The organism is Clostridium thermosuccinogenes (assembly GCF_002896855.1).
In the GTDB taxonomy this organism is placed as follows: domain Bacteria; phylum Bacillota; class Clostridia; order Acetivibrionales; family DSM-5807; genus Pseudoclostridium; species Pseudoclostridium thermosuccinogenes.
Genome location: NZ_CP021850.1, coordinates 3,081,124 through 3,102,793, shown reverse-complemented (window position 1 = coordinate 3,102,793; position 21,670 = coordinate 3,081,124). Strand labels below are relative to the sequence as shown.

The following is a 21,670-nucleotide window of genomic DNA, read 5'->3' as shown; positions in this document are numbered from 1 at the left end:
ATTTTCATGTGATTGAAAATAAGGCTACGGTGAAGATTGAGTAGCATTGTAAAGAAGAATGGGTTTTGAGAAGGGGAATTTCAGAATGGAAACGCCATCTAAATATTTACAAAAAATAGTTAATCAAATTACTTACAATGAGGATGAGCTAAAAATATACTGGGGAGATGATCGCTATGTTATGGGGTTCCATTCTCCTACAATGACAAATCTAAATAAATATTTTTCAATTAAAACGGTGTATGACACAATTGTAGATATAGACCGGAAAATTAAATATTCATTTAGAAAAATATTAAATATGAATTTGCCGGAAACTTTAGAAGGATACAATCCTTTTAGTAAACAAACTGATAATGAGTATTGGGCAATGTACTATGTTGAAAATATAATATTTCGCACCTCAACATTGTGGGATTTGTTGGCTCAGCTATATAACATTCATTTTGACCTTAAATATGATATTGATAAAGTTTACTACCGCACTTTATTTAATAATTGTGCCCAGGGTAAAAATGCGATTCCACAAGCTAAGCGTATTGATGCATATTTTAGGGAAGAAGACAATATGGATACTACTCCATGGGGTGGAAACCATGCCTATGTTACTGAGTTTAGAAATAAAATGACACATCGTAATGCTCCTAGTATTTCTGCGATCAATCAATACGCTACAGAACTGCGTCCACCTGCAATGTATGTGTTAATACGAGTTATCGAAGATTATGCTCAAGTTTCCCACTATATTAAAGAATTACTAAGTCAAATTGATTTTGAAAAATTGCTATCGGAAATTATGCCTTAAATAATATCTGCTGTGAAAATAATGTCTGCCCCATATGGAAATGATAAAAAATATTGTCAATAAAAAATCTTTTAATTTTCTCAGTCCCTGTATAAGGGGCTTTATTCTTTTGGGAAATACAACGATTCAGACAACAATTCCTACGAGTTAAGACGTTATTTCAACAGGTTGCAAAATTACCCTAGGAAATATATGGAATAGATGATACTATGGAGCCAGAGGTGACATGGATGAATGAAATTTCAATTCATAAAATTGGACAAGCATTAGGAACATATGTGGCAGAAAAAGTTTCCAGGGCAGATCAGACAGGAGTTCTATCTTTCGGTGCAGAAATTTTGGTAGGCTGTATTATAAAATTGTGTATTCTCTTTTCCTTTGCTTTCATCATGGATATAGTCCTTGAAGTTGCGATATTACTTATCGTAACTGGGATCATTCGCACCTTATCAGGTGGAGCACATTGTTCAGCATACTATAGGTGTTTAGCAATAAGTGTTTTAATATTTACAGTATTGGGATATTCCATCAAAGTAAATTACCCTTTCATCCGGCAGTTACATCCTGCTATTTTACTTGGCATTCTCGTATTAACATTTGGTTTATATTGGATCTATCCTCCGCAGGCCCCTTCCAATAAACCTTTTAAGGACAAGAAAATAGAATTAGCTTTCCGCTGGTACACATTACTGGCAGTTGTGATTTTATCTATTACTGCAATTGCCTTAGGGTCTAATAGTTTGCCAGCCTGGATAATATCATTTGCACTGCTATGGCAAGCCTTTACATTAACACCTTTGGGACATAGATTTATTGGCTTATTCGATATCCTGCTTACTTTTAAAAAGAAGACCAGCTAATTAAAGTCAAGAGCTTTTTTTGAAAAATAAAAGAATTTTTCAAAAAACACATGAGCTAAAAAAGGCATGACAACAAGACCACCCAGGTGAAGTAGACATAAAATAGCTGGTCCAAAATAGTAAGTTGCTCTTTGAAAACTAAACATCAAGTAACAGTACTATTAAGCTGCTGTATGCTTTGCTGCAAGATTCTTCGCATGTTCCTGAGGGCTACGTAGCTGATAAGGCTTTCTATCCCTAAGAACAGCAAAAATATAATTAACAAGCTTACGCATAACAGCTCCTAAGGCCACTTTTTTAGGCTTGTTCTGGCATTTGTTTTTGTAATATTCCATCAGTACAGGGTTGCAAGCTGTTTTGTCACGCTTAGTGCGGATATTAGCAAGAGCAATTGTGAAAAGTACCCTGCGAAGCAGCCTTGACCCCCTTTTTGACATCTTGTTTTGTGTGCCGGTAAACTCTCCGGACTGCATTACAGAGGGGTCAATGCCGAAATAAGCAACTAGCTTGCCTGGCTTTGAAAAAGCTGAAAAGTCGCCAATTTCAGCCAGAATGGTAACAGCAGAGATAAGTCCTATACCTGGAATGCTTTGTAGAAGCTCGAGAGTCAGTGCCAGCATGGGTATGTCCTTTGCCATATCTTCAGCAATCAATGAACGAATGGCTTTGAGGACTTTCTCAAGGTTTTCCTCCAAGGTTTTAATCATAGAGATATACACCCCAAGCATGGCAATATTTGAAGAGTTATTAATGCTCAAAGGTGCAAATTCTCTGGCCTTGGAGACCAAAAGCTCATACTTTGCAGTTGACCACTTAAGGCTTCTGCGGGAATTCTTTTGTATCAGTGCAATCAACTTGTTTCTGTTGGCTTTAAGAATATGCACAGGCGTAGGATATTTTTCTAATACTGCGAGAGCAGCCTTTGAAAAGATGTTAGGGAATACATCCTTGAAGTTTAGCATGAGTTGGTCAACAATACCTGTAAGCCTGTTTTTGTAGGCAGTAAGTTCGTCAGAGAGCTTGTAGTACTGTCGGCAAAGGCTTCGCAGACATTCAATATCTTCATCTGGGATATTAGTAGTTTTAAGCTCCTGAAATCTGTATAGCAGGGCAATTTTCCGGGCATCAACTTTATCATTTTTCACTTTCCTGATTCCAATATTTTTGATAGAATCAGTTTGGATGGGGTTTATGATGGAAACCTCAAATCCAGCTTTACAAAGTGAATGGAAAAGGATTTTGTGATAGTGCCCGGTGGATTCCATGACGACGAAAGGCCTAGAATCAAAGTCCTTTTCCGTTTTTTTCAGTAATTTAACGGCTCTTTCAACGTCAGAACTGGAATCATGGCGGATCTTCATGCGGGCAATTACTTCATTGGATGGAGAAAGAATTGCCATCTCACTAAAGAATTTACCTACATCGATTCCTGCCATAGGTCTGAAATTCATAAAAAATGCCTCCTTTACAAGATGAATGGACTTAAAAGTCTCCATTCCTTCCCATGTAAGCAAACAACCTTGCATGTGACACGAGGAACCAGCTTTAAGCTGGCCTCAACCAGCCAAATCATGTAGACTTACCGGAATGGATAAATACTCTTTTTTACGGGTAATCGGCCCGCTAAGGTCCGTCCCAGGAGGTGAAACACACACCTTCCAAGTCCGGAAAATATTATACATGATTGTCAAAGTTCAGGCCAACAGATGCTGGCATAATGGCTAAGATGTGAAGCCGGATGATGTGCTTGATGTTTGGAAAAGTATGAAGCTTAAAATGTTATGTTAACTATAAAAATTGATGGGTCAAACAGTGGCTTTGGTCACTGATTTAATACAATATTAATTGTACAAGGGAGGCGAATTAGAATGTTAAAACTTATTAGCAAGTCTCTATTTCAAGGATTGGCAGCAGTGTTCGCTGTAGTGGCCATGACGAATATTGGAACAACGAGCATGTTTCTAATGTATCAGCCGGAGCCACCAAAGAGCTTGAAATAGGAGAAAAAACTGATTTAACTCGAAGGCAACCGGCTATGGTAGTAGTATATTAAATATAACGGTAGTAAATTGAAAAGAAATTGAAGCCTTTATGGTATAAATTAAATAATGAGCGTTAATAGCAAACTTGCCGAAAGGCAAGGACGCAAAGCCAAAGGGTCTAAGGTGCTTAGTAACACTATGATAGCCTGGTTGCCGCATTTACTGTGTGTACTAAACCTGCCCGCTTTTATCTGGCAGGTTTTTTCCTTTTATTTTACTTGATACGCATTGATTTTTTAGATTTGAAATCATGTGTTTAAAGTTAGATAAATAGGCCGGTGCTAAGGATGTTGCCACCAATGTCTTCAATATTGCAGTTACGGATAACAACAAATGGACATCTGGCATCATTTAGTTTCCAATAAAGCTTTAATTGTCGCAGATAGAACCTTGAGATCGCGCTCATCACACTGGTAAAGCAAGCGAGTAATTTGATCTATTTCATTATTGGTATGTTTACCTTCAGGATAGAAAATTGCGTCAGCTGATATGCCTAATTCGCGGATGAGACGAAAAAGAACACTATAGCTTGGCTTTTTATTTTCGTTTTCTATGGACATCAAATACCGGGGTGATATGTTTATTCTTTCTGCTAATTGTTCACGGGTAAGGTTATTGCTTTTTCTTGCAGCTTTTAGAATTTCACCTAAACTATCTAAATCGTTGTGCATCATTGGTTCACCTCCGATAACAGTTTACAGTTCCTGTTTAGGAGGTTAAACGATACATGAGAGCTATAAAAATAAGAACTAATAGAGCGTATGATCATTAAACTCCATATTAGATATGATTTACATTAAGATATTAAGATAGGCGATGCCCGCCAAATAAAAAAACGTGAGTTTGGCGGGGTTTTCGCATGGTTAAAGAATCCCCCTTCAGACTTACGGGTTTGGAGGGTTCTATAATGTTAATCCAGCATAATACGAAAGGTCATCATCCGCTATTAGATAGCGGTCGGGCTTGATGAAGCTGACATCATTTTTTGTCTCACAGCTAATCTTCAACTGTTAAAAAAAGCTCATTTTTATCACAGGGCAAATGTGGGCATCAAGTAGAACTGTCAGAGCGTAATATTAGGAAATACAATAACTCAGTTTTAGGAAAAGCTTATTTGGATTGTATCCAGGTAGGCTTTTTTTGTCGAAAAAAGGAGAATTGCATTGGGTGCCGTTCTCCTCCGCCTCTGTTTTGGTTTTTCAACAAAAAAAATCAAAACGGAGGTTCATATATGAAAAAGATCAATTTAAGGGATTTATACCCGTATTATAAATCTGACTTTCCTATTGAAATTCCAGATGAAGTCGCTGAACTGATCAAACAGCTTGAGCGAAAAGAACATGCAGACTACGAGCGCATCCGCGTAAACAAGGCATTCTATTCTCTTGACGCTGGTGATGGAATAGAAAGAGATATTGTACTTCTTGTATTATCACCGGAAGAAATCTATGAAAGAAAACTGAGCAAACAGGAATTGTATGCTGCTATCAACATCCTGCCGGAAAAACAGGCAAAGCGTATCTATGCACATTTTTTTCTTGGTATGAGCAAAGCAGAAATAGCCAGGATTGAAGGTGTTAACAAATGCCAGGTATCCCGCTCAATTGATAAAGCATTAAAGAATATTGAAAAGTTTTTAAAAAAATTTCTTTAAGGGGTGCAACTTTTGGCCAAAAAATCTGCTGATTAGTAGAGGGACATATACTACCCCCTCAAGTGTTCTTTGATAATTGAATAAGTGTTTATCCGGTACTTTCCCCGTATGTCCTGAGAAGGAAAGCCAGATTGCAGGTACGCCAGGACCATCTGCCGGTATAACGCCGGTTCTAACCGAAGGATCAATTCCATTTATGGACTGGATGAAGGTAAGATGTGAGCGAAGAATACTTATGCAATGGAAAGTGTTGGTTACACTTTTGGCGATAACGCATACGGAGGGATAATGATACTTGCGCATAGTCGAGGTTAAGTCCCAGAGTGCGCCCCGGTCGCTGACGGGGAGGTGTGATTCCTATGAGGACGGTCAACCGCTGTCTGCCGGATATAACATAAGTATACAAAACTGAAACAGTAACGCAGGATAGGATTGCGCCTGTTAATGAAAGCATGTGTGCATATGCTGTTCAAACTAAGGCGCATTTCCTACTGCGAATCTGAAAATTTAAGTATTGGTGATTGCTGATAAGGAGGGTCTTTATGAAGGGTAAATTAATTCGATACAGTATGCAGATTGCCATGCTGGGACAATTGTTGTCTTTGGCTCTGATAACTGAGAAAGAATTTTCTCTGATTAAAAATAAACTTATGCAGGATTACGGTGTAGTTTCAGACCTGACTTCTTAATTTGCACATTTGGCATATAGGTGGTTGTTCATTATACTGGTTTCGTAATAATCATTTTGCGAAGGAGGACTTTTAATGCATGAAGTTGAAGTAATAAAAGCGAACAGAAAAATATCTGACCGTACTGCAGGGAAGGTAGCGGATATTTTGCGTGTAGCTCCTTATGCAAGAGTTAGTACGGATTCAGAGGAACAATTAAACAGCTATAAATCACAGGTTATGTATTACACAGACTTAGTGAAAAAGCGTAAGGATTGGGTATTGGTTGACATCTATGCTGATGAGGCGATAACAGGTACCCAAGTTACAAAACGTGAAAATTTCCAGCGCATGATTAACGATTGCATGGATGGTAAAATTGATATGATCATAACAAAATCCATATCAAGGTTTGCCAGAAATACCTTGGATACCTTAAAATATGTCCGGATGTTGAAGGAAAGAAATATAGCTGTATTTTTTGAAGATGAAAATATCAACACATTAACAATGGATGGAGAACTGCTGCTTGTCATATTAAGCTCAGTGGCGCAGCAGGAAGTTGAGAACATATCGGCCAATGTAAAAAAAGGCTTAAAAATGAAAATGAAGCGAGGAGAACTGGTTGGCTTCCAGAGCTGCCTGGGGTATGATTATAATCCTAATGACAAGAGTATATCAATAAATGAGGCGGAAGCTGATGTTGTGAGATACATATTTAATCGGTATATTGATGGCGCGGGCGCCTATGTCATAGCAAAAGAGTTAACCAGTATTGGTTATAAAACCAAAAATGGTAACACAGAATGGCACGATACAGCAGTATTAGGAATTATTAAAAATGAAAAATACAAAGGTGATGTTTTGCAGGGTAAAACTTTTACCGTTGATCCAATTTCCAAGAGAAGATTAGACAATTACGGTGAAGAAGACCAATTCTATATAAAGAACCATCACGAACCGATTATTAGTGAAGAAATCTTTGAAAAGGCTCAAGCAATCTTAGAAAGAAGAGGTGCAAAACGTCGCGGAGTAGAAAAGGGAAAACGTGAAAAATATAGTAGGCAATATGCTTTTAGCAGCAAGCTGGAGTGTGCCTTTTGCGGAAGTAATTTATCGCGCCGAAACTGGCATAGTGGAAGCGATCATGAAAAGGTTATCTGGCAATGCGTAACTGCTACTAAAAAAGGTAAGAAATATTGCCCGCCAAGCAAAGCAATTGAAGAAAAGATACTTGAGAGTGCATTTGTTGAATCATATAAGCTGCTATGCCAGAATAATTCAGATGTTCTGGATGAACTTATAGAAAGGATGGAAAGTGTTCTTAGCAAAAATGATTTCCAAAAGCAGTTGGTTAGAGTAGAAAATGAAATTCATGCAATTGAGCAGAAACGTAATAGGTTGGTTGATATGCGTTTAGAGGAAACAATTGATAAAGCTACTTATGAGAAAAAGTACAGTGAATTGGAATCTATTTTAGAGGGATTATTAACAGAAAGGGAACAGCTGGAGCAATCCTCCAAGGAAGAAATTAACCTGGAAAAACGGATTGCACATTTTCGTAAGGTGCTGGAAAACAATGAAGTTTTAAAGAACTTTGACCGCTGCGTGTTTGAAAGTATTGTAGAAAAGGTTATCATCGGAGAGATTGACGAGCAAGGAAATGCTAATCCGTATAAGCTGACCTTTGTATATAAGACCGGATATTCTAACGAAGTGCAGAGTAAAATGCATAAGCAGATTAAAAAAAAGAAAAATGATAAAGGAAATTTGCATTCCTATTCCTCACCCAACACATGTGGAGTGCGTAGTATTGATGATAAATGTAAAAAACAAATAAGTGCCTGAAAAACGGCTTGAATACAGGGCTTTCAGGTGATATGCCGCCTGCCGAAAATGTGTTTTTTGGCGGCGGAGATGCCGGGAAGCCTTGTTTTTTTGTCTGTGCAACTGTTCGTGGAAACACATCTACAGCTTCTTGGGGCGTCTTTTGGCGGGCGGGGTTGTGTAGACGGAAAAGACGGGGGTTGATTGTTCGCGGGAACATGTCAAAAATTTTAATGGTTTGAAAAGAGAAAAAATGTAAACCAATTTATCCGTTTTGGCTTGATATTATTCGTTTAGACGTATATAATATGAATTGCTAATAATTGTATGTTTGGGTGAATGTATGGTAACTGATTACATGTCTGTAAATGAAGCTTCAAAAAAGTGGGGCATTTCCGTCAGGCGCATACAAAAGCTGTGTGCGGAAAACAGAATAGACGGCGCTGTGCGTTTCAGCCGTGTATGGGCAATACCGAGAGACGCCCAAAAACCCATTGATGGCAGACTTAAGTCACAAAGAGAGAGGAAACAAAACAGAGCATGAAAATGCGGGAGGTGACAAAATGCTTCCAATATATCTGGCGATGCTTGACGGCGAAGAGGATAAAAATAAATTTGAATTGCTTTATGTTACATACAGGAAGCTTATGTTCTATGTCGCCAACCGCATCCTAAATGATGAACGGCTCGCCGAGGACGCTGTACATCAGACGTTTTTGAAAATTCTTGAGAATTTCGATAAAGTGGGGGAAATTTCCTGTCACAAAACTAAGAGCTACATTGTTACTATGGTTAGAAACACCGCCATCAATTTATATAACCAAAGAAAAAGGCATACAACAATTCCCCTTGAGGATGTGGAATACTGTATAACGACCGAACCAATAAGCGTTGCGGAGGATTTGGATCATCTTGCAAGGGCGGTATTGAAGCTGCCTGTTATATATAAAGATGTGCTGACACTGAAATATGTTCAAGAATTTTCAAATGAAGAAATAGCAAAGATGTTGGATATATCTGAGGCGACGGTTAGGAAGCGGCTTGAGCGCGCAAAACGCAGGCTCGAGGAGATTCTGGAAAGGGAGGAGAGTGCCGATGACAATTAATTTTACAGACGACATGCTGAAGAAAGCCGTCATTAAAGCGGACATATATGAGATAGAAACCCTGCCTACAGACGATGAAATAGAGTATGAGTTCTCAAATGAGTTTGAACGAAAGATGGAAAGGCTTATACGCCGAATCAAAACAAGAAGCCCGGTTGGAGCAATGGCTTTTTTGCGTAGGCGTGTGGTCGCTTTTGTTGCTGCAATCATTATCCTGTTTGCGTCCGCGATGAGCGTATCGGCCGTGCGTGTTGCGGTATTTGATTTCATAACCGAGGTGTACGAAAAATTCACTCATATATTCTTTAATGAAAGCCGGTCATCTCAGGATGCGGCCGATGGATTTGCCATATATGAACCGGCCTATATACCGGAAGGATTTAAACTGGTCAATAAAAACACTGACGGCCTTGTTCTGCTGGAATATGAAAAGGAAAATGATTTTATATCCTACAGCAAACAGTGCCTTGAAAACGTTTCAATCAACATAAATACAGAAGGTGTAAAACTGGAAGAACTTGAGTTCAAAGGTTTACCGGCCAAGTATTATTCCAATCAGGGCGTTCAAAACCTGCTCTGGCACGATGATAAGTATATGTATATGGTGTCATCAACACTGGATAGAGACATCGTGTTTAAGATTGCAGAAAGCGTTGAAATTACAGGCACGGACTTAAGTCCATAAAGTTCAGAAAATTTTTCTAAAAAATTTTTTATTTCCTGTCACAAAAGCCTCTTTTGATTTGTTTTATTTAATGAGAACAAAAATCAAAGGAGGTTTTTTCCATGTCAAAGAAAAGGTTTTTATCCGCAGCATTGGGCATGCTACTTCTTCTGACCGTGTCAGCGCCGACAGTGCTGGCCGCAGGAGAAGTAAACGTAGCACCGGAGTCAATAGTGTCCATTCAGTATGTTTACATCAATCAGGCAAGCACCTCGCTCACTATTTCATCAAGCGGAACGGCCACTGTGTATGGGTATGTGCAAAAAACACCGGCCGGGAAAAACATTTATCTCTCGTCAACCTTGCAGCGAAACTCCAACGGCACATGGTCAGACGTGAAAAGCTGGTCTACATCCTCAACATCCTCGTCGGCCTCCATCCTCGAAACATATCAGGTGTCCAGCGGGACTTACAGGGTTGAGACGTATTACTATGTATCCGGCGACGGCGGATACGAGTCGGGCACGATTTACAGTAAGACTGTAACTTATTAGTACAGAGATATCGTTTTACTGGAAAAAATTAAAACAAAAACGGAGAGGAGAATAATTTATGAAAAAAATTATTTCGGTTCTTGTCTCAATAGCTTTAATCTTTTCCTTGTCAGGTTTTGCTTTAGCAGAAAAGAATAATACAGTTATAAAGCCTGTCAGTTCTTTAAATGAGGAAGAGAAAGCAGTGAAAAGCACGATAGAGCAATTCCTTAATAGATCTTTCCAGTCCTTTGTATCTCTAGAAGAAGGAAATATCAATGATGTAACTGAAGATAATGACAGTACATATATATACAAAATGTTTAATAAACAACAAATCGAATTATATAAAGAATTCGGAATTAGCTATCAATGGTTTAAATTGAATCCTTGCTACAGATCAATTTCTATAAAAAATAACCAAGCTGATGTGAAATTAACCTTGGATGTAGATTATCAGCTTACAGGGGTTGATGTCGAATCGGGGATGTACGGCATTAATTTTGATTTTGTTTTGAACAATAAAAACGGAATATGGACTATAAGTAAAATTGATTCGGATTATGATCTGTTTAATAAATTTAAGGAAAATATAAAAAATGAAGCTAAACAACTAATATCTGGTAGTTCGATTAAAGAAGCAGTAAACAAGGCTTACCAAAAGAAAATAGATGATTTTCAGACCATGAAAGTTCAGATATCCGATACCAAAACAGAAAAAATTAGCAAAGAGCCTTCAAGTGATGTTATTATTACTGCAACCTATCCTTATAATAGCTCTAATGGAGTAGCATATGCTACAAGATTTGTAGGCGGTGATTCAACTAGTGTAGGTGATTCATACACTTTAGAAAGCGCTCATCCATATACCAACAATTATACTAATACCTGGACAATAAGTAAAACAGGTGCAGTAAGTATTCGTGTCCATTTTTCAAGAATTAGTACAGAGGATGGTTGGGATTATGTGACAACTGATGCAGGAGATGAATTCACAGGTTCTTACGATAGTGGTGTTTGGAGTAGTTGGAAACAGGGTTCCAGCATAAAAGTTACACTTAATACAGATTCCTCTGTTACTGATTGGGGGTTTAAAATTGATAGAATTGACTATCGTTACTTTTATAATACTGAACTTACGAGTCCAGGCACTTGGGATTGCACAAATTTTGTAAGTCAGTGTATATGGGCCGCATACGGAGGGTATGTTTCAGGAAATGATACTCAAACAAGAACCAATATTTCTAATAAAGTTAGAATGGTTAATGGAACATATACTACAGGATGGTTTGGGGGTACAGGAGGAGGTTCGGGTCCTTGGGAAAATGTTGGAAGTTTATGGACTTTTGCTACAAATTCATCAAAGACTTACGGACCAAATGCCACAGGTATAAATAATAATGCATATTATAACAATATAAGTCCAAGCAGCGTATTATTAGGAGATGTGTTGCAATTTTACGACTATGATATAAGTGACTATCACCATTCAGTATATGTAACATATAAACCGTCAAGTGGTGTAACTTGGAATAATTTATTAGTTTGTCAGCATTCAAGCGATGTGAAAAATAGACCTGTTATTGAACTAATTAATGCCTTTGGAGGATCTTCTTGTAAAATGAGACGGATGACGTTTTCAAGTGCATCATTTAGCAGCTAATTTCAAAATGTACTAAAGATTCGGTAATAGACAATTAAATTAAGTCTTACGTTAATGGTATATAATGGGAATTAAAAAGGTAGGGCATTGGAAATAAGACTCATGTTTTATTTCCAACCCCCTTTATTTTAAATAATATTCTTATGTGATTTTATATAATTAAAATTGTTTTGATTGGAGAACCCTAATGAAAAAAATCTTTCTTTTCTGTTGATAATAGTATTTTTAAGTACTTCAGCTTGTAGCACTATAAGTGAAAATGATTCTAAAAAACATTCATTACTAAATAGCAAGCCTATACAGGTGAATGATAGTGAAAATGAAACAATTGAAGATGCCTTAAAAAAAGCAATTATTGATACATACAGCATAATTAAGGGAAATACTGAGATTTTAAAAATAAAAAAATATGCGCAAGGTTACCTGGTTTTAGTGCTACGTCAAGGTGAAAGTGGGGGTATTGCGATTTATTACGTTGAAGAAAAGGAAGGCAGAAATTTCATTGCAAACGGCGTAGCAGGAGGCGATGCAGCAATGAGCATGGGATTTGGTGTAAACAGGCTTGTTCTTGGAAATGACACAATTTTCTTTTGTAATCTTAACGACTCAACTTGGATACCTGAAAACGATACAAGGAAAGAAACGAATTATGCCAGGATAGTTTTTGATTTTGATGATGGCAATACAATAGAAGAAAAGGTAGAAAACGATAAGGGGTATATATTAATTTATAATGGCGTTGTGAATGTTAAAGACATGAAACTGTACAATGCCGACAATGAACTTGTGAATGTTTATAAAGATGTCGGCGCTACTAAAGAGGTAGACTACCGTCTTTTAAATAGCCAATAAATCTGAAAGATTGAATGGCTTCTTCGAGTTTCCATAAATTACATCATAACGATTAAGTGATGATAATTGTCACAAAAACCTCCCTTGTTTTGTCTTAATTGATAGAGATACACAGGCGGAGGTTTTTATTTTGAGAAAAATGTACAGTAATAGTATTTTAATTTTATTCAAATCGCCTTGGATCAACAAAAGCCGGTTCAAGGCTTCTACAATAGATAGTTCTATAATATGCAACATCACCGGGCAAATAGAAGGGCGGTAATAACATTGCACTGCATATCCCAAAGAGAAAAAATTGAAGCATTCTTTGTGAACAATGAAAAGAAAAATTCGGCATGACAACACCTGCCGAACTTAAATAGAGGCTGAGCGTATGGCGGGTGCTGCCGTGTAGGTTGGAGATGACGAGGTTGATATTGTATGGTCTGGACTTCATACAATATCAAGCGGTTCTCTGCCAATATACATAAGGCAAAAGCTATACGCCGGAAAAGATACCATCCCCGTATAAAAAGACAATACAGCGCAAAAAGCGACGACGACCCTTAGGCAGGGCGCTGCTTGATAGAATAGTTTTTGCGGCCGAGTTTACGAATTTCAGTAAACTCGGCCGCTTTTGTCTTTGCGCCTTTTTCCCTGGGTGCCGCAGTCCTCCCTACCTCCTTTCCCTGAGCTTTCGAGAAAGGAGGTGGAAACGGATGGACAAGAAGTATTTCATTAAACTAAACGGCAGGCAAATTCCGGTCAGCAAGGAAGTATATTATGCCTTCAAGCGTCCTGCTTGGAGAGAGCGCAAACGCAGGCAGGTTCGCGCGAAAAAGGAGCTGTCGCTTGAAGCGTTTGCGGACGCAGGGTTTGAGATTCCTTCCGGGCAGGCGCTTGTTGAAGAGATTGTCGAGGACAAGCTGTTATTGGACATGCTGTTCAGGACACTTTCGGAACTAACGGACGATGAATGTTTTCTGGTCAACGAGTTGTTTTACAACGGCAAATCGGAACGCGAGCTGTCTAAAGAAACCTGTGTGCCGCGAAAGACGCTCGCCTACCGCAGAACCAAGGTGTTGGAGAAACTGCGCAGGCTGATTGAAAAAATGTAGAAAATTTTTCGCCCACCAGCCCCCTAACTTTCCTTTGGATTGTGAGGGGGTTTTTATTTTCCCTGAGGATGGAGCTGAAAGACATGAGAAAAAGCACAAATGCCGCTTTGGCGCAAAGTGAGGAAACGACGGAAGAACTGGTAGGTATCCTGACCGCAATCAGCGTGGTGTCAAAGCGGCTGGCAAGAAAGCTTACGATGCTCGAAAAGCCGCATGATGAAGGGAGGGACAAGACTGATGGAACAGCCGAAACCGCTGCTGCCCATGCCGATTAAAGCAGTGCCGTATAAGCATCAGATTAAGGCATTCAACTTTGTATGCGAAAAGTTCGGGCTTATCCCTTCGCAGACTATGCAGTCTGCAGGCACGGCCTTGCTCATGGAAATGGGTACCGGCAAGACCATCGCCAGCATCGCAGTCACCGGCGCTTTGTATAAGGAAGGCAGGATCCGCAGGGTTCTGGTGGTGGCGCCTCTTTCCATCTTAGGCGTCTGGCGGGAAGAGTTCGAGAAATTCGCGGATTTCGATTACACGCTGGTGGTACTCACCGGCAGCGGCGCAAAGAAAACCGACACACTGCGGCATATGCGGGGCACGCCCCTGCAGGTGGCGGTCATTAACTACGAGAGCGCATGGCGTCTGGAAAAGGAACTGACCGCATGGAACCCTGACCTCATCATTGCGGACGAGGGACATAAGATAAAGACCCACAACATTGCGGTATCCAAAGCCATGCACCGGCTGGGCGCAAGGGCGCGGTACAGGCTGCTGCTTACAGGAACAGTTATTACCAATAAGGCCATCGACGTGTTCAGCCAGTACAAATTCCTCAATTCCACTATCTTTGGCCAGAGCTTCTATGTATTCCGAAACCGCTACTTCGATATGGTCGGATACGGTCAGCACACACCGGTGCTGAAAAAATCAATGGAACAGGATTTGATGAAAAGGCTCCACAGCATCGCTTTCCGGGCAACCAAGGCCGAGTGCCTTGATTTGCCGGAGACCACCGACATTGTGCGGTATGTGGAGTTGGAACCTGCCGCCATGAAGATTTACAGGGATCTGGTCAAGGATAGTTACACAGAGCTTGGGCAGAGCGAAGTCACCGTCACGAACATACTCACCCGGCTTCTCCGTTTGTCGCAGCTTACGGGCGGTTTTCTCGGGGACGACGAGGGCAACGCGCCCCAGCGGGTCAGCACGGCCAAGCAGGAGGCGCTGGAGGATATCGTCGAGGATGTTCTTCAGGAAGGCAAAAAGCTGGTGATTATGGCGCGGTTCATTCCGGAAATCAACGCCATCTGCCGGATGCTCGAAAAGAAAGAGATCGGGTTTTCCCTTATCATGGGCGGCGTAAAAGACCGCGAGGAGCAGGTGGCGGCGTTTCAGAACGACCCGGAGGTGCAGGTGTTTGTCGGACAGATTGCAACGGCGGGGCTTGGCGTGACACTGACAGCCGCCAGCACCATGGTGTTTTATTCCCTTGACTACAGCATGAGCAATTTCGAGCAGGCGAAGGCGCGCATTCACCGCGTCGGGCAAAAGGAAAACTGCACCTATCTTTATCTGACGGCAAAAGGCACGGTCGATGAAAAAGTTCTGAAGGCGCTGAGAAACAAAGCGGATCTGGCGAGGATGCTGGTGGACGATTACCAGAGCGGGCTCAATCCTTTTGCGGCAAGGGGGTGAAGTACATTGGAAAGCGAAAAGATGTTTGAACTGGCCGAGCAGCTTAAAGAACTTAAGGACTTGAAGAAATCAACAGAGCAGGAACTCAAGGAAATAAACGACAGGATCGACGAGACAGAATACCGCCTGTCGGAGCTGATGGCGGAAACCGAAACGCAGAACTTTACCCGGGGCGGCGTGATGTTCTATCTGACCGGCACGACGAGGGCTTCTGCTGTGGCAGGCCGGAAAGAGGAACTGTATTCCGCGCTCAAAAAAGCCGGGTTCGGCGACCTGGTCTATGAAACGGTCAACGCCAACTCCCTGTCGGCATTTGTCAAGGAGCAGATGGAAGAAAACAACGATGAGCTTCCCGGCTGGCTTTCAGGACTTGTGAACGTCTTTGAAAAAACCTCGGTCGGGATGAGAAAAGCGGCAAAGTAATTATGCGAAAAGTAGAAAACACATTGAAAAATGGAGGTATGGAATTATGTCAGCTAAAAAAGAAACGTCATTAACCAAGCAGGACAACGGTTTTCTGAGGCTTGCCAATTTCAACATGGCAGGAATGATGGCAGAAGAGCTGGACGGCCTGGATATGAGCTTTGAGAGGATTAAAATCCCGTCGGCGGGCAGCACCGTTTTTGAAGTGCCCGGAGAAAACCCGGGCGAACCGGATGCGGTCAAGGAATTTTCAGCAGTGATTTTATACCATCATCCGCTTCATGCCTACTATAAGACCAAGTATACCGGAGGAAACCAGCCGCCCGACTGTGGAAGCTTCGACGGCATAACCGGCGAGGGCGACCCGGGCGGAAATTGCGCCGCCTGCCCGCTGAACCTGTTCGGCACTGGCGAAAACGGCAGCAAGGCATGCAAGAACCGCCGCAGGATCTATGTGCTGCGCGAGGGGGAGATTTTCCCGCTGCTCTTGTCACTCCCCACCGGCTCCCTTAAGGAATTTACCAAATACATCAAGAGGCTGCTGTCCAAGGGCAGGAAATCCAACAGTGTGGTAACCCGCTTTTCTTTAAAGAAAGCGACAAACAGCGGCGGCATCGCCTATTCGCAGGCGCAGTTCGCCGTCGACAGGCCGCTCACTTCCGAGGAATATGCGCTCATTGGCAGGTTGTCCGAGCAGGTCAGGGCATACAGCAAACACGTCGGCTTTGAGGTGGATAATGCGGCTGAAATTGACAGTGATGAAGCGCCGTTTGCGGATCCCGAAACCGGAGGGGTTACCCCACCCCACGAAGCAGGCTTCGCGGGGGCCCCGGTTGAACCTTTGAAATGAAATACAGCCTGTGGCGGGGAGCGCGGCGCATGCCGCCTCTCAGCTTCAGGCGGCAAGGAGGAGCTATGGAATACAGATGCGTGACAGATTTAGCTAAATTGCAGGACTATCTTGGCGGAGCGCGGCTGGTTGCCTTCGACTTTGAAACCGCGCCTCGGGAGGGATACCGCAGTGATGTAAAGTCAGCGCTGGACGCGCACAAAGCTGACATTGTCGGCGTGAGTTTCTCCGTTTCCGAAGGAACGGCGGTTTATGTTCCGTTAAGGCATAAAACCGGCAAGAATGCCGGTTCGCCTGAAAAGGTCATGCGATGGCTGGCGGAGAGAGTATTTGCAAATAGAGAGATTGTGAAAATAGCGCATAATCTGAGCTTCGAGGCGATGTTTTTATATGCCCTCGGCATCGTACAGCAGCCACCCTGCTACGACACCATCGCGGCGGCGCAGATGACGCTGAAAAGCAATACAACTTTTAGGACACTTGCAGACAGCGGGCTGAAAACGCTGGTGCCGGAGCTGTTCGGCGAAAAACTGCCAGGCTTTGAAACGGTGACGGCAGGCAGGTATTTCGATGAATTGGATCCGCAGGACGAAGAAACCATCCGCTATGCCTGCGCCGACAGCGATTATACACTGCGGCTGTATTATCTTTTCAATAACTGGTTTGACCGGTATCTGCCCAAGCACCGCTTTATCGTGGAAAAGCTCGAATCGCCCGCCTCCGTTTATGTCGGTTTGATGAAGTACAATGGATTGCTGGTGGATGAAGAACTGATGCTTAAAAAACAAGCGGAGGCCGAGGAAAGAATTAAGCAATTAAAAGAAGAGATCGCTTTTATGATCGGCGACGTGAATATTGGGGCGAACGCTTCAACCTCGGCTTTTAAGAAATATCTTTATGACGACCTGAAGTTGCCGGTATTTAAAACAACGGCCAAATACCAGGAGGCTATGGACGACGAGGCCATGATCCTGCTTGCGGAATGGTGCCGCGAAAACCGACCGGAGCTTGCAGCGCTGTTTGAACTGGTGCAGGAGTACCGCAAATGGGGCAAGATCAAGTCCACCTACATAGACGGGTATCTGGAGCATATCGACAGCGTCACCGGCAGGATTCATCCTGACCTGTTTCCGCTGGGCACTGAAACGGGACGCTTTGCGGCAAGAAATCCAAATTTGCAAAACTGTCCCCGCAAAGACAACGACCCTGTTGGCGTGCGCAATTTCTTTATTGCTCCAACAGGTAAAGCACTGCTTTCACTGGACTTTTCCCAGATCGAGCTTCGTGTCGGAGCGTTCTATTGCCGGGACGAGAGGATGCTGGAAACCTACCGGAACAATGGAGATATCCATGCCCAAACTACATCCGTTATCTACCGCATTCCTTTCGAGCAGGCGGCGGACAAAAACGCCGAACATTACAAGGAACGCCGGGCTACCGCCAAAAACTGCAACTTCGGGGTGTTCTACGGCCTGTTCCCAAAAGGGCTTCAGCGGAACCTGAAATTCAAGGCGGGACTGGACACTCCGCTTCCGGAATGCGAGCGGATTATAGCAAATCTTAAAGCAGGTTATCCAAAGCTCGCCCAGTGGCAGGAGGAAACAAAAAAGCGCGCGGCATCAAGGCGCTATACGGAAACCTGGCTGGGCAGGCGGCGCTATCTGCCGGATATTGCTTCCGCCGACTGGGGCAAAAAGAGCTTCGCCGAGCGGTGCGCGCTGAACACTCCGATACAGGGAACGGCGGCGGATATTTTGAAGCTGGCGCTAGGCCGCATCATTGAGGGACTGCCCTGGAGGATGTGGCTGCGACCGGTTTTGCAGATACATGACGAGCTGGTGTTTGAGCTTCCGGAGGACAAGGTGCGCGAGGCGGGGGCATTTATTAAAGCCTGCATGGAAGAGCGGCCTTTTGAGGAGTTTGACGTGCCGATTGTTGCAGAAGCGGCATTCGGAGTGAGGTTTGGAGAATTAAAGGAAATAATCGAGGGGGTTAATACATGAGCATAAGCAAATACAACGCCGAAGGATACCTTGATCTGACGGCTTATGAAGCGCTGCTTGCCATTGAGCGGGAAGCAAAAAAAGCGGCATTCCGTCCGCTGGTGTTCATCTGCTCGCCGCTGGCAGGAGATGTTGAGCATAATTTGGAGCGGGCAAGGTGTTACTGCCGGTTTGCCGTAATGAAAGGCGTAATACCGCTGGCCCCCCATCTGCTGTTTCCGCAGTTTATGGATAATAGCGACAAAGCCGAAAGGAACCTTGCCATCTTTATGGGATTGGTTCTGCTCTCAAAATGCCATGAACTGTGGTGTTTCGGTAATAAAATATCCCCCGGCATGGCGATAGAACTGGAAAAGGCGAAACGGCTCAGCATCCCCGTCCGGCATTTCACCGGGCAATGCGCGGAGGTGAAGGAACATGCAAGGGGTTAAAGCGCTCAATATTCCCATCGAGGAGTTTTTGCGCCCGTTTTTCGACGCGGGCGAAACGGTCTGCCTGCGGATATTCAGCGACCGGAAAGATCCGGCCTTCAAGGGCGCTAAGCTGGAATGCCCGGCGGGCAGGATCGGCAGCATGATGGAAACTTTAAAAAAACATAACGCAAAGAACCGGGGCATTTTCTTTGTCGTCAACTGCGGTGGCCATGAGGACGCGGACATTACCCGCATCAACGCGCAGTTTGTGGAGTGCGACAGCCTGAGCTTCGAGGAGCAGCTTGCCGCAATTGAAGCGTTTCCAGTCGAGCCGTCGCTGATTGTCAGGACGAAAAAATCGCTGCACACATACTGGCTGATGAAGGATGCAAAAGTTGAGGATTTCCGCAGGGTGCAAAAACGCCTGATTGCCAAATTCAACGGTGATCCGGCCTGCGTCAACGAAAGCCGGGTGCTCCGCCTGCCAGGCTTTTACCACTGCAAGGAAGAGCCTGTCATGGTGGAATGCATCAAATTCAGCCCCGAGCTGCGCTACACGCAGGAGGAGCTTGAAGCGGCGCTGCCGGATATCCGGGAAGAACCGAAACCCGGAACGCCCGCTCCGAAAGGAACGAGAAAAGGACTTGAATTGGTCGGCAGGCGCTGCCTGTTTATACAGCAATGCAGGGACAATGCAGAAACGCTCTCTGAGCATGACTGGTATGCGATGATTTCAAACCTTGCGGTTTTTGAGGGCGGCGAGCGGCTGATCCACGCCTTGTCAAAGCCATACCCTAAGTACAGCCATAAAGAAACGCAGGACAAAATTAATCATTTTCTGGAGAGCGGCACGAAACCCATCACCTGCAGAACGATCACGGGAAAAGGCTTCAAGTGCCCCAAGTTTGAGGACAGCTCCTGCGGATGCAAGGCGCCTGCCGCCCTCTGCTACAAGCCGCTGGCTGTGGAGGAACTGCGCGAATTTCTGTCCGGGCAGCCGGTTGCAAAGTCGGCTGTGGACAACGTGCAGAAAGCGCAGGAATTCATAAGGGATTTTTTATACAATGCGGATCCGGTCGTAGCAAGCACGTTCATTGAATACGAAATGAAGGAGCATTTTGGACTGAAAGCCGGAGCGGTAAAATCCCTTTCCGCATTGCAGAAGGATTTATACAAGGAATACCGCGAAAGCAAGGAAACAAAACGTGAAACCATGGGCGCAGAGCTACCGGACTGGTACGAACCCTCCGAGCGTGGCGGGCTGCGCTTTATCCCGGGCCTGCTGGCAAGCCATATGTCCAAAAACGTCAGCGCCTTTTACGGTGCAGAAAGCTATTACATCTACGAAAACGGCGTATACAAGGCTGCATCCGATCTGCAGGCGGCGGCTAAAGTGCGCGGGCATCTTATCGAGCGGTACGCAACCATGTCGGCGATCAACGACGCCGAAGGCCAGTGGCGCATGCTCATCTACAAGCCCATCCGGGAAATCAACTGCAACCCGTTTATCATCAACCTTAAAAACGGGCTGTATAACGTGCTGGACGGGAGCTTCAAGGCGCACACGCCGGAGTACTATTCTACGGTGCAGCTTAAAGCCTCGTACAATGAAAGCGCAAAGTGTCCGAAATTCATGGCCTTCCTTGAGAGCATTCTGGGAGACGCGGAAATCTATCTGATGCAGGAGATCTTTGGATACCTGCTCATCCCGGTCAACAAGGCGCAGAAAAGCTTTGTTCTGGTGGGCGCGCCCAACGCGGGCAAATCGACGCTTCTTTCAGTGGCGCAGGAAATCCTGCTCGGGGGCGAAAACGTCAGCAACATCCCGTGGCAGTCGCTTTCCGACCGGTTCAAGACAGCAGAATTGTTCGGGAAACTTGCAAACATCTTTGCCGACCTGCCTTCAAAAAGCGTGGACGACAACGGCATTTTCAAGGCATTGACGGGAGAGGACTACATCACTGCCGAACGCAAGAACAAGAATCCGTTCAGCTTCAAGCCTTACGCCCGGCTTTTGTTTTCCTGCAACGAGATCCCCCGTAACTACGGAGACCGAAGCGAGGGGTTTTACCGCAGACTCATTATCATCCGCTTCGAAAACCCGGTGCCGCCGGAAAAGCGTGATCCGAACCTGATAGAGAAGCTCGCGGCGGAACGTGACGGCATCTTTATGTGGGCGCTTGAAGGGCTCAAACGTCTGATTGCGAACAGCTATGCGTTTACGGAAACCGAAAGCACGAAAGCGGAGCTGCAGAGATACAAGGTGGAGAGCAACAGCACCCTGTCGTTTGTGGAGGAATGCTGCGTGCTGGAAGACGATGCGGAATGCGTCCGGGAGGAGCTGTTCCAGGCATACAGGGACTATTGCTTGAAAAACGGCTTCAAGCCAATGTCCCAGGCCAATTTCAACAAGGATGTGGAATCGTACGGAGAACAGGTCTGCAGAGCGGTAGACAAGCTGGGCAAGCGGCGAACGTGGCGCGGCTTGCGGCTGCGGGAGTAGTTTTTGACGGCCTTT

Annotated in this window: 23 protein-coding genes and 1 riboswitch; of the genes, 21 read left to right on the top strand and 2 right to left on the bottom strand. The window is 43.7% G+C overall.

Going from position 1 to position 21,670, the window contains the following annotated elements; translation table 11 throughout:
* Positions 1 to 85 precede the first annotated feature (85 nt).
* Positions 86 to 805: a Cthe_2314 family HEPN domain-containing protein gene (locus CDO33_RS13670; RefSeq protein WP_103082688.1), complete on the top strand. Its 720-nt coding sequence runs from the start codon at positions 86 to 88 to the stop codon at positions 803 to 805.
* A gap of 230 nt (positions 806 to 1,035) precedes the next feature.
* Positions 1,036 to 1,665 (top strand): accessory gene regulator ArgB-like protein, encoded by a 630-nt coding sequence (locus CDO33_RS13665; RefSeq protein WP_103082687.1) that lies wholly within the window; start codon positions 1,036 to 1,038, stop codon positions 1,663 to 1,665.
* 161 nt (positions 1,666 to 1,826) lie between these two features.
* Here CDO33_RS13665 and CDO33_RS13660 read toward each other — a convergent pair whose 3' ends face one another.
* Positions 1,827 to 3,116 (bottom strand): IS110 family RNA-guided transposase, encoded by a 1,290-nt coding sequence (locus CDO33_RS13660; RefSeq protein WP_027621409.1) that lies wholly within the window; start codon positions 3,114 to 3,116, stop codon positions 1,827 to 1,829.
* 417 nt (positions 3,117 to 3,533) lie between these two features.
* On the opposite strand from CDO33_RS13660, the gene CDO33_RS21490 reads away from it, so the two are divergent.
* Positions 3,534 to 3,665, top strand: a complete 132-nt coding sequence (locus CDO33_RS21490; protein ID WP_103082086.1) for a cyclic lactone autoinducer peptide — start codon at positions 3,534 to 3,536, stop codon at positions 3,663 to 3,665.
* A gap of 110 nt (positions 3,666 to 3,775) precedes the next feature.
* A riboswitch (cyclic di-GMP riboswitch) is annotated at positions 3,776 to 3,865 on the top strand.
* Between the two features lie 189 nt (positions 3,866 to 4,054).
* On the opposite strand, the gene CDO33_RS13650 is transcribed toward CDO33_RS21490, so the two are convergent.
* Positions 4,055 to 4,381 (bottom strand): helix-turn-helix domain-containing protein, encoded by a 327-nt coding sequence (locus tag CDO33_RS13650; RefSeq protein WP_103082085.1) that lies wholly within the window; start codon positions 4,379 to 4,381, stop codon positions 4,055 to 4,057.
* A 557-nt stretch (positions 4,382 to 4,938) separates the two neighbouring features.
* Between CDO33_RS13650 and CDO33_RS13645 the strand changes: the two genes are divergently transcribed.
* The 18 genes from CDO33_RS13645 to CDO33_RS13565 all read left to right on the top strand — a co-directional run bounded on the left by CDO33_RS13645 (position 4,939) and on the right by CDO33_RS13565 (position 21,655).
* Positions 4,939 to 5,361 (top strand): sigma factor-like helix-turn-helix DNA-binding protein, encoded by a 423-nt coding sequence (locus CDO33_RS13645; RefSeq protein WP_103082084.1) that lies wholly within the window; start codon positions 4,939 to 4,941, stop codon positions 5,359 to 5,361.
* 76 nt (positions 5,362 to 5,437) lie between these two features.
* Complete coding sequence (locus CDO33_RS20605) at positions 5,438 to 5,650, top strand: hypothetical protein (protein WP_133158697.1); 213 nt, start codon at positions 5,438 to 5,440, stop codon at positions 5,648 to 5,650.
* A gap of 253 nt (positions 5,651 to 5,903) precedes the next feature.
* The gene (locus CDO33_RS13640; RefSeq protein WP_014256545.1) at positions 5,904 to 6,050 is read left to right on the top strand and encodes an SHOCT domain-containing protein; all 147 of its coding nucleotides are present in this window, start codon (positions 5,904 to 5,906) and stop codon (positions 6,048 to 6,050) included.
* Positions 6,051 to 6,125: 75 nt separating this feature from the next.
* A complete protein-coding gene (locus tag CDO33_RS13635) occupies positions 6,126 to 7,877 on the top strand; it encodes a recombinase family protein (protein ID WP_103082083.1) in 1,752 nt (583 codons plus the stop codon).
* 322 nt (positions 7,878 to 8,199) lie between these two features.
* Positions 8,200 to 8,400, top strand: coding sequence for a MerR family transcriptional regulator (locus CDO33_RS13630; protein WP_078697925.1), 201 nt, complete (start codon positions 8,200 to 8,202; stop codon positions 8,398 to 8,400).
* A gap of 19 nt (positions 8,401 to 8,419) precedes the next feature.
* Positions 8,420 to 8,962 carry an RNA polymerase sigma factor gene (locus CDO33_RS13625; RefSeq protein WP_103082082.1) on the top strand — a complete coding sequence of 181 codons (543 nt, stop codon included), beginning with the start codon at positions 8,420 to 8,422 and terminating at the stop codon, positions 8,960 to 8,962.
* Positions 8,952 to 9,647 (top strand): DUF4367 domain-containing protein, encoded by a 696-nt coding sequence (locus CDO33_RS13620; RefSeq protein WP_103082081.1) that lies wholly within the window; start codon positions 8,952 to 8,954, stop codon positions 9,645 to 9,647. Before CDO33_RS13625 ends, CDO33_RS13620 begins: the two co-directional genes overlap by 11 nt.
* Positions 9,648 to 9,748: 101 nt before the next feature.
* Positions 9,749 to 10,180 carry a hypothetical protein gene (locus tag CDO33_RS13615; protein WP_103082080.1) on the top strand — a complete coding sequence of 144 codons (432 nt, stop codon included), beginning with the start codon at positions 9,749 to 9,751 and terminating at the stop codon, positions 10,178 to 10,180.
* A 58-nt stretch (positions 10,181 to 10,238) separates the two neighbouring features.
* The gene (locus CDO33_RS13610; RefSeq protein ID WP_103082079.1) at positions 10,239 to 11,822 is read left to right on the top strand and encodes an amidase domain-containing protein; all 1,584 of its coding nucleotides are present in this window, start codon (positions 10,239 to 10,241) and stop codon (positions 11,820 to 11,822) included.
* 210 nt (positions 11,823 to 12,032) lie between these two features.
* Positions 12,033 to 12,674, top strand: coding sequence for a hypothetical protein (locus tag CDO33_RS13605; protein ID WP_242974815.1), 642 nt, complete (start codon positions 12,033 to 12,035; stop codon positions 12,672 to 12,674).
* A gap of 698 nt (positions 12,675 to 13,372) precedes the next feature.
* Positions 13,373 to 13,771, top strand: a complete 399-nt coding sequence (locus CDO33_RS13600; RefSeq protein ID WP_103082077.1) for a sigma-70 family RNA polymerase sigma factor — start codon at positions 13,373 to 13,375, stop codon at positions 13,769 to 13,771.
* Between the two features lie 83 nt (positions 13,772 to 13,854).
* Positions 13,855 to 14,046 carry a hypothetical protein gene (locus CDO33_RS13595; protein WP_103082090.1) on the top strand — a complete coding sequence of 64 codons (192 nt, stop codon included), beginning with the start codon at positions 13,855 to 13,857 and terminating at the stop codon, positions 14,044 to 14,046.
* Entirely contained in the window at positions 14,009 to 15,463 is a 1,455-nt protein-coding gene (locus tag CDO33_RS13590; RefSeq protein ID WP_242973405.1) for a DEAD/DEAH box helicase, read from the top strand. Before CDO33_RS13595 ends, CDO33_RS13590 begins: the two co-directional genes overlap by 38 nt.
* 6 nt (positions 15,464 to 15,469) lie before the next feature.
* Complete coding sequence (locus tag CDO33_RS13585; protein ID WP_479690680.1) at positions 15,470 to 15,886, top strand: gp33 family protein; 417 nt, start codon at positions 15,470 to 15,472, stop codon at positions 15,884 to 15,886.
* A gap of 46 nt (positions 15,887 to 15,932) precedes the next feature.
* Positions 15,933 to 16,736 (top strand): hypothetical protein, encoded by an 804-nt coding sequence (locus tag CDO33_RS13580; RefSeq protein ID WP_103082076.1) that lies wholly within the window; start codon positions 15,933 to 15,935, stop codon positions 16,734 to 16,736.
* 65 nt (positions 16,737 to 16,801) lie between these two features.
* On the top strand, positions 16,802 to 18,739 hold the full coding sequence (locus tag CDO33_RS13575) for a bifunctional 3'-5' exonuclease/DNA polymerase (RefSeq protein ID WP_103082087.1): 1,938 nt from the start codon (positions 16,802 to 16,804) through the stop codon (positions 18,737 to 18,739).
* The gene (locus CDO33_RS13570) at positions 18,736 to 19,170 is read left to right on the top strand and encodes a DUF7768 domain-containing protein (RefSeq protein ID WP_103082075.1); all 435 of its coding nucleotides are present in this window, start codon (positions 18,736 to 18,738) and stop codon (positions 19,168 to 19,170) included. The genes CDO33_RS13575 and CDO33_RS13570 overlap by 4 nt, the downstream gene beginning before the upstream one ends.
* Entirely contained in the window at positions 19,157 to 21,655 is a 2,499-nt protein-coding gene (locus CDO33_RS13565; protein WP_103082074.1) for a phage/plasmid primase, P4 family, read from the top strand. Before CDO33_RS13570 ends, CDO33_RS13565 begins: the two co-directional genes overlap by 14 nt.
* Positions 21,656 to 21,670: the final 15 nt, after the last annotated feature.

What these genes read in the sequence shown, in the direction of transcription:
- CDO33_RS13670 (WP_103082688.1), top strand. Translation starts at nt 86, where the DNA reads ATGGAAACGCCATCTAAATATTTACAAAAAATAGTTAATCAAATTACT.
- CDO33_RS13665 (WP_103082687.1), top strand. Translation starts at nt 1,036, where the DNA reads ATGAATGAAATTTCAATTCATAAAATTGGACAAGCATTAGGAACATAT.
- CDO33_RS13660 (WP_027621409.1), bottom strand. Translation starts at nt 3,116, where the DNA reads ATGAATTTCAGACCTATGGCAGGAATCGATGTAGGTAAATTCTTTAGT.
- CDO33_RS21490 (WP_103082086.1), top strand. Translation starts at nt 3,534, where the DNA reads ATGTTAAAACTTATTAGCAAGTCTCTATTTCAAGGATTGGCAGCAGTG.
- CDO33_RS13650 (WP_103082085.1), bottom strand. Translation starts at nt 4,381, where the DNA reads ATGATGCACAACGATTTAGATAGTTTAGGTGAAATTCTAAAAGCTGCA.
- CDO33_RS13645 (WP_103082084.1), top strand. Translation starts at nt 4,939, where the DNA reads ATGAAAAAGATCAATTTAAGGGATTTATACCCGTATTATAAATCTGAC.
- CDO33_RS13640 (WP_014256545.1), top strand. Translation starts at nt 5,904, where the DNA reads ATGAAGGGTAAATTAATTCGATACAGTATGCAGATTGCCATGCTGGGA.
- CDO33_RS13635 (WP_103082083.1), top strand. Translation starts at nt 6,126, where the DNA reads ATGCATGAAGTTGAAGTAATAAAAGCGAACAGAAAAATATCTGACCGT.
- CDO33_RS13630 (WP_078697925.1), top strand. Translation starts at nt 8,200, where the DNA reads ATGGTAACTGATTACATGTCTGTAAATGAAGCTTCAAAAAAGTGGGGC.
- CDO33_RS13625 (WP_103082082.1), top strand. Translation starts at nt 8,420, where the DNA reads ATGCTTCCAATATATCTGGCGATGCTTGACGGCGAAGAGGATAAAAAT.
- CDO33_RS13620 (WP_103082081.1), top strand. Translation starts at nt 8,952, where the DNA reads ATGACAATTAATTTTACAGACGACATGCTGAAGAAAGCCGTCATTAAA.
- CDO33_RS13615 (WP_103082080.1), top strand. Translation starts at nt 9,749, where the DNA reads ATGTCAAAGAAAAGGTTTTTATCCGCAGCATTGGGCATGCTACTTCTT.
- CDO33_RS13610 (WP_103082079.1), top strand. Translation starts at nt 10,239, where the DNA reads ATGAAAAAAATTATTTCGGTTCTTGTCTCAATAGCTTTAATCTTTTCC.
- CDO33_RS13600 (WP_103082077.1), top strand. Translation starts at nt 13,373, where the DNA reads ATGGACAAGAAGTATTTCATTAAACTAAACGGCAGGCAAATTCCGGTC.
- CDO33_RS13595 (WP_103082090.1), top strand. Translation starts at nt 13,855, where the DNA reads ATGAGAAAAAGCACAAATGCCGCTTTGGCGCAAAGTGAGGAAACGACG.
- CDO33_RS13590 (WP_242973405.1), top strand. Translation starts at nt 14,009, where the DNA reads ATGGAACAGCCGAAACCGCTGCTGCCCATGCCGATTAAAGCAGTGCCG.
- CDO33_RS13580 (WP_103082076.1), top strand. Translation starts at nt 15,933, where the DNA reads ATGTCAGCTAAAAAAGAAACGTCATTAACCAAGCAGGACAACGGTTTT.
- CDO33_RS13575 (WP_103082087.1), top strand. Translation starts at nt 16,802, where the DNA reads ATGGAATACAGATGCGTGACAGATTTAGCTAAATTGCAGGACTATCTT.
- CDO33_RS13570 (WP_103082075.1), top strand. Translation starts at nt 18,736, where the DNA reads ATGAGCATAAGCAAATACAACGCCGAAGGATACCTTGATCTGACGGCT.
- CDO33_RS13565 (WP_103082074.1), top strand. Translation starts at nt 19,157, where the DNA reads ATGCAAGGGGTTAAAGCGCTCAATATTCCCATCGAGGAGTTTTTGCGC.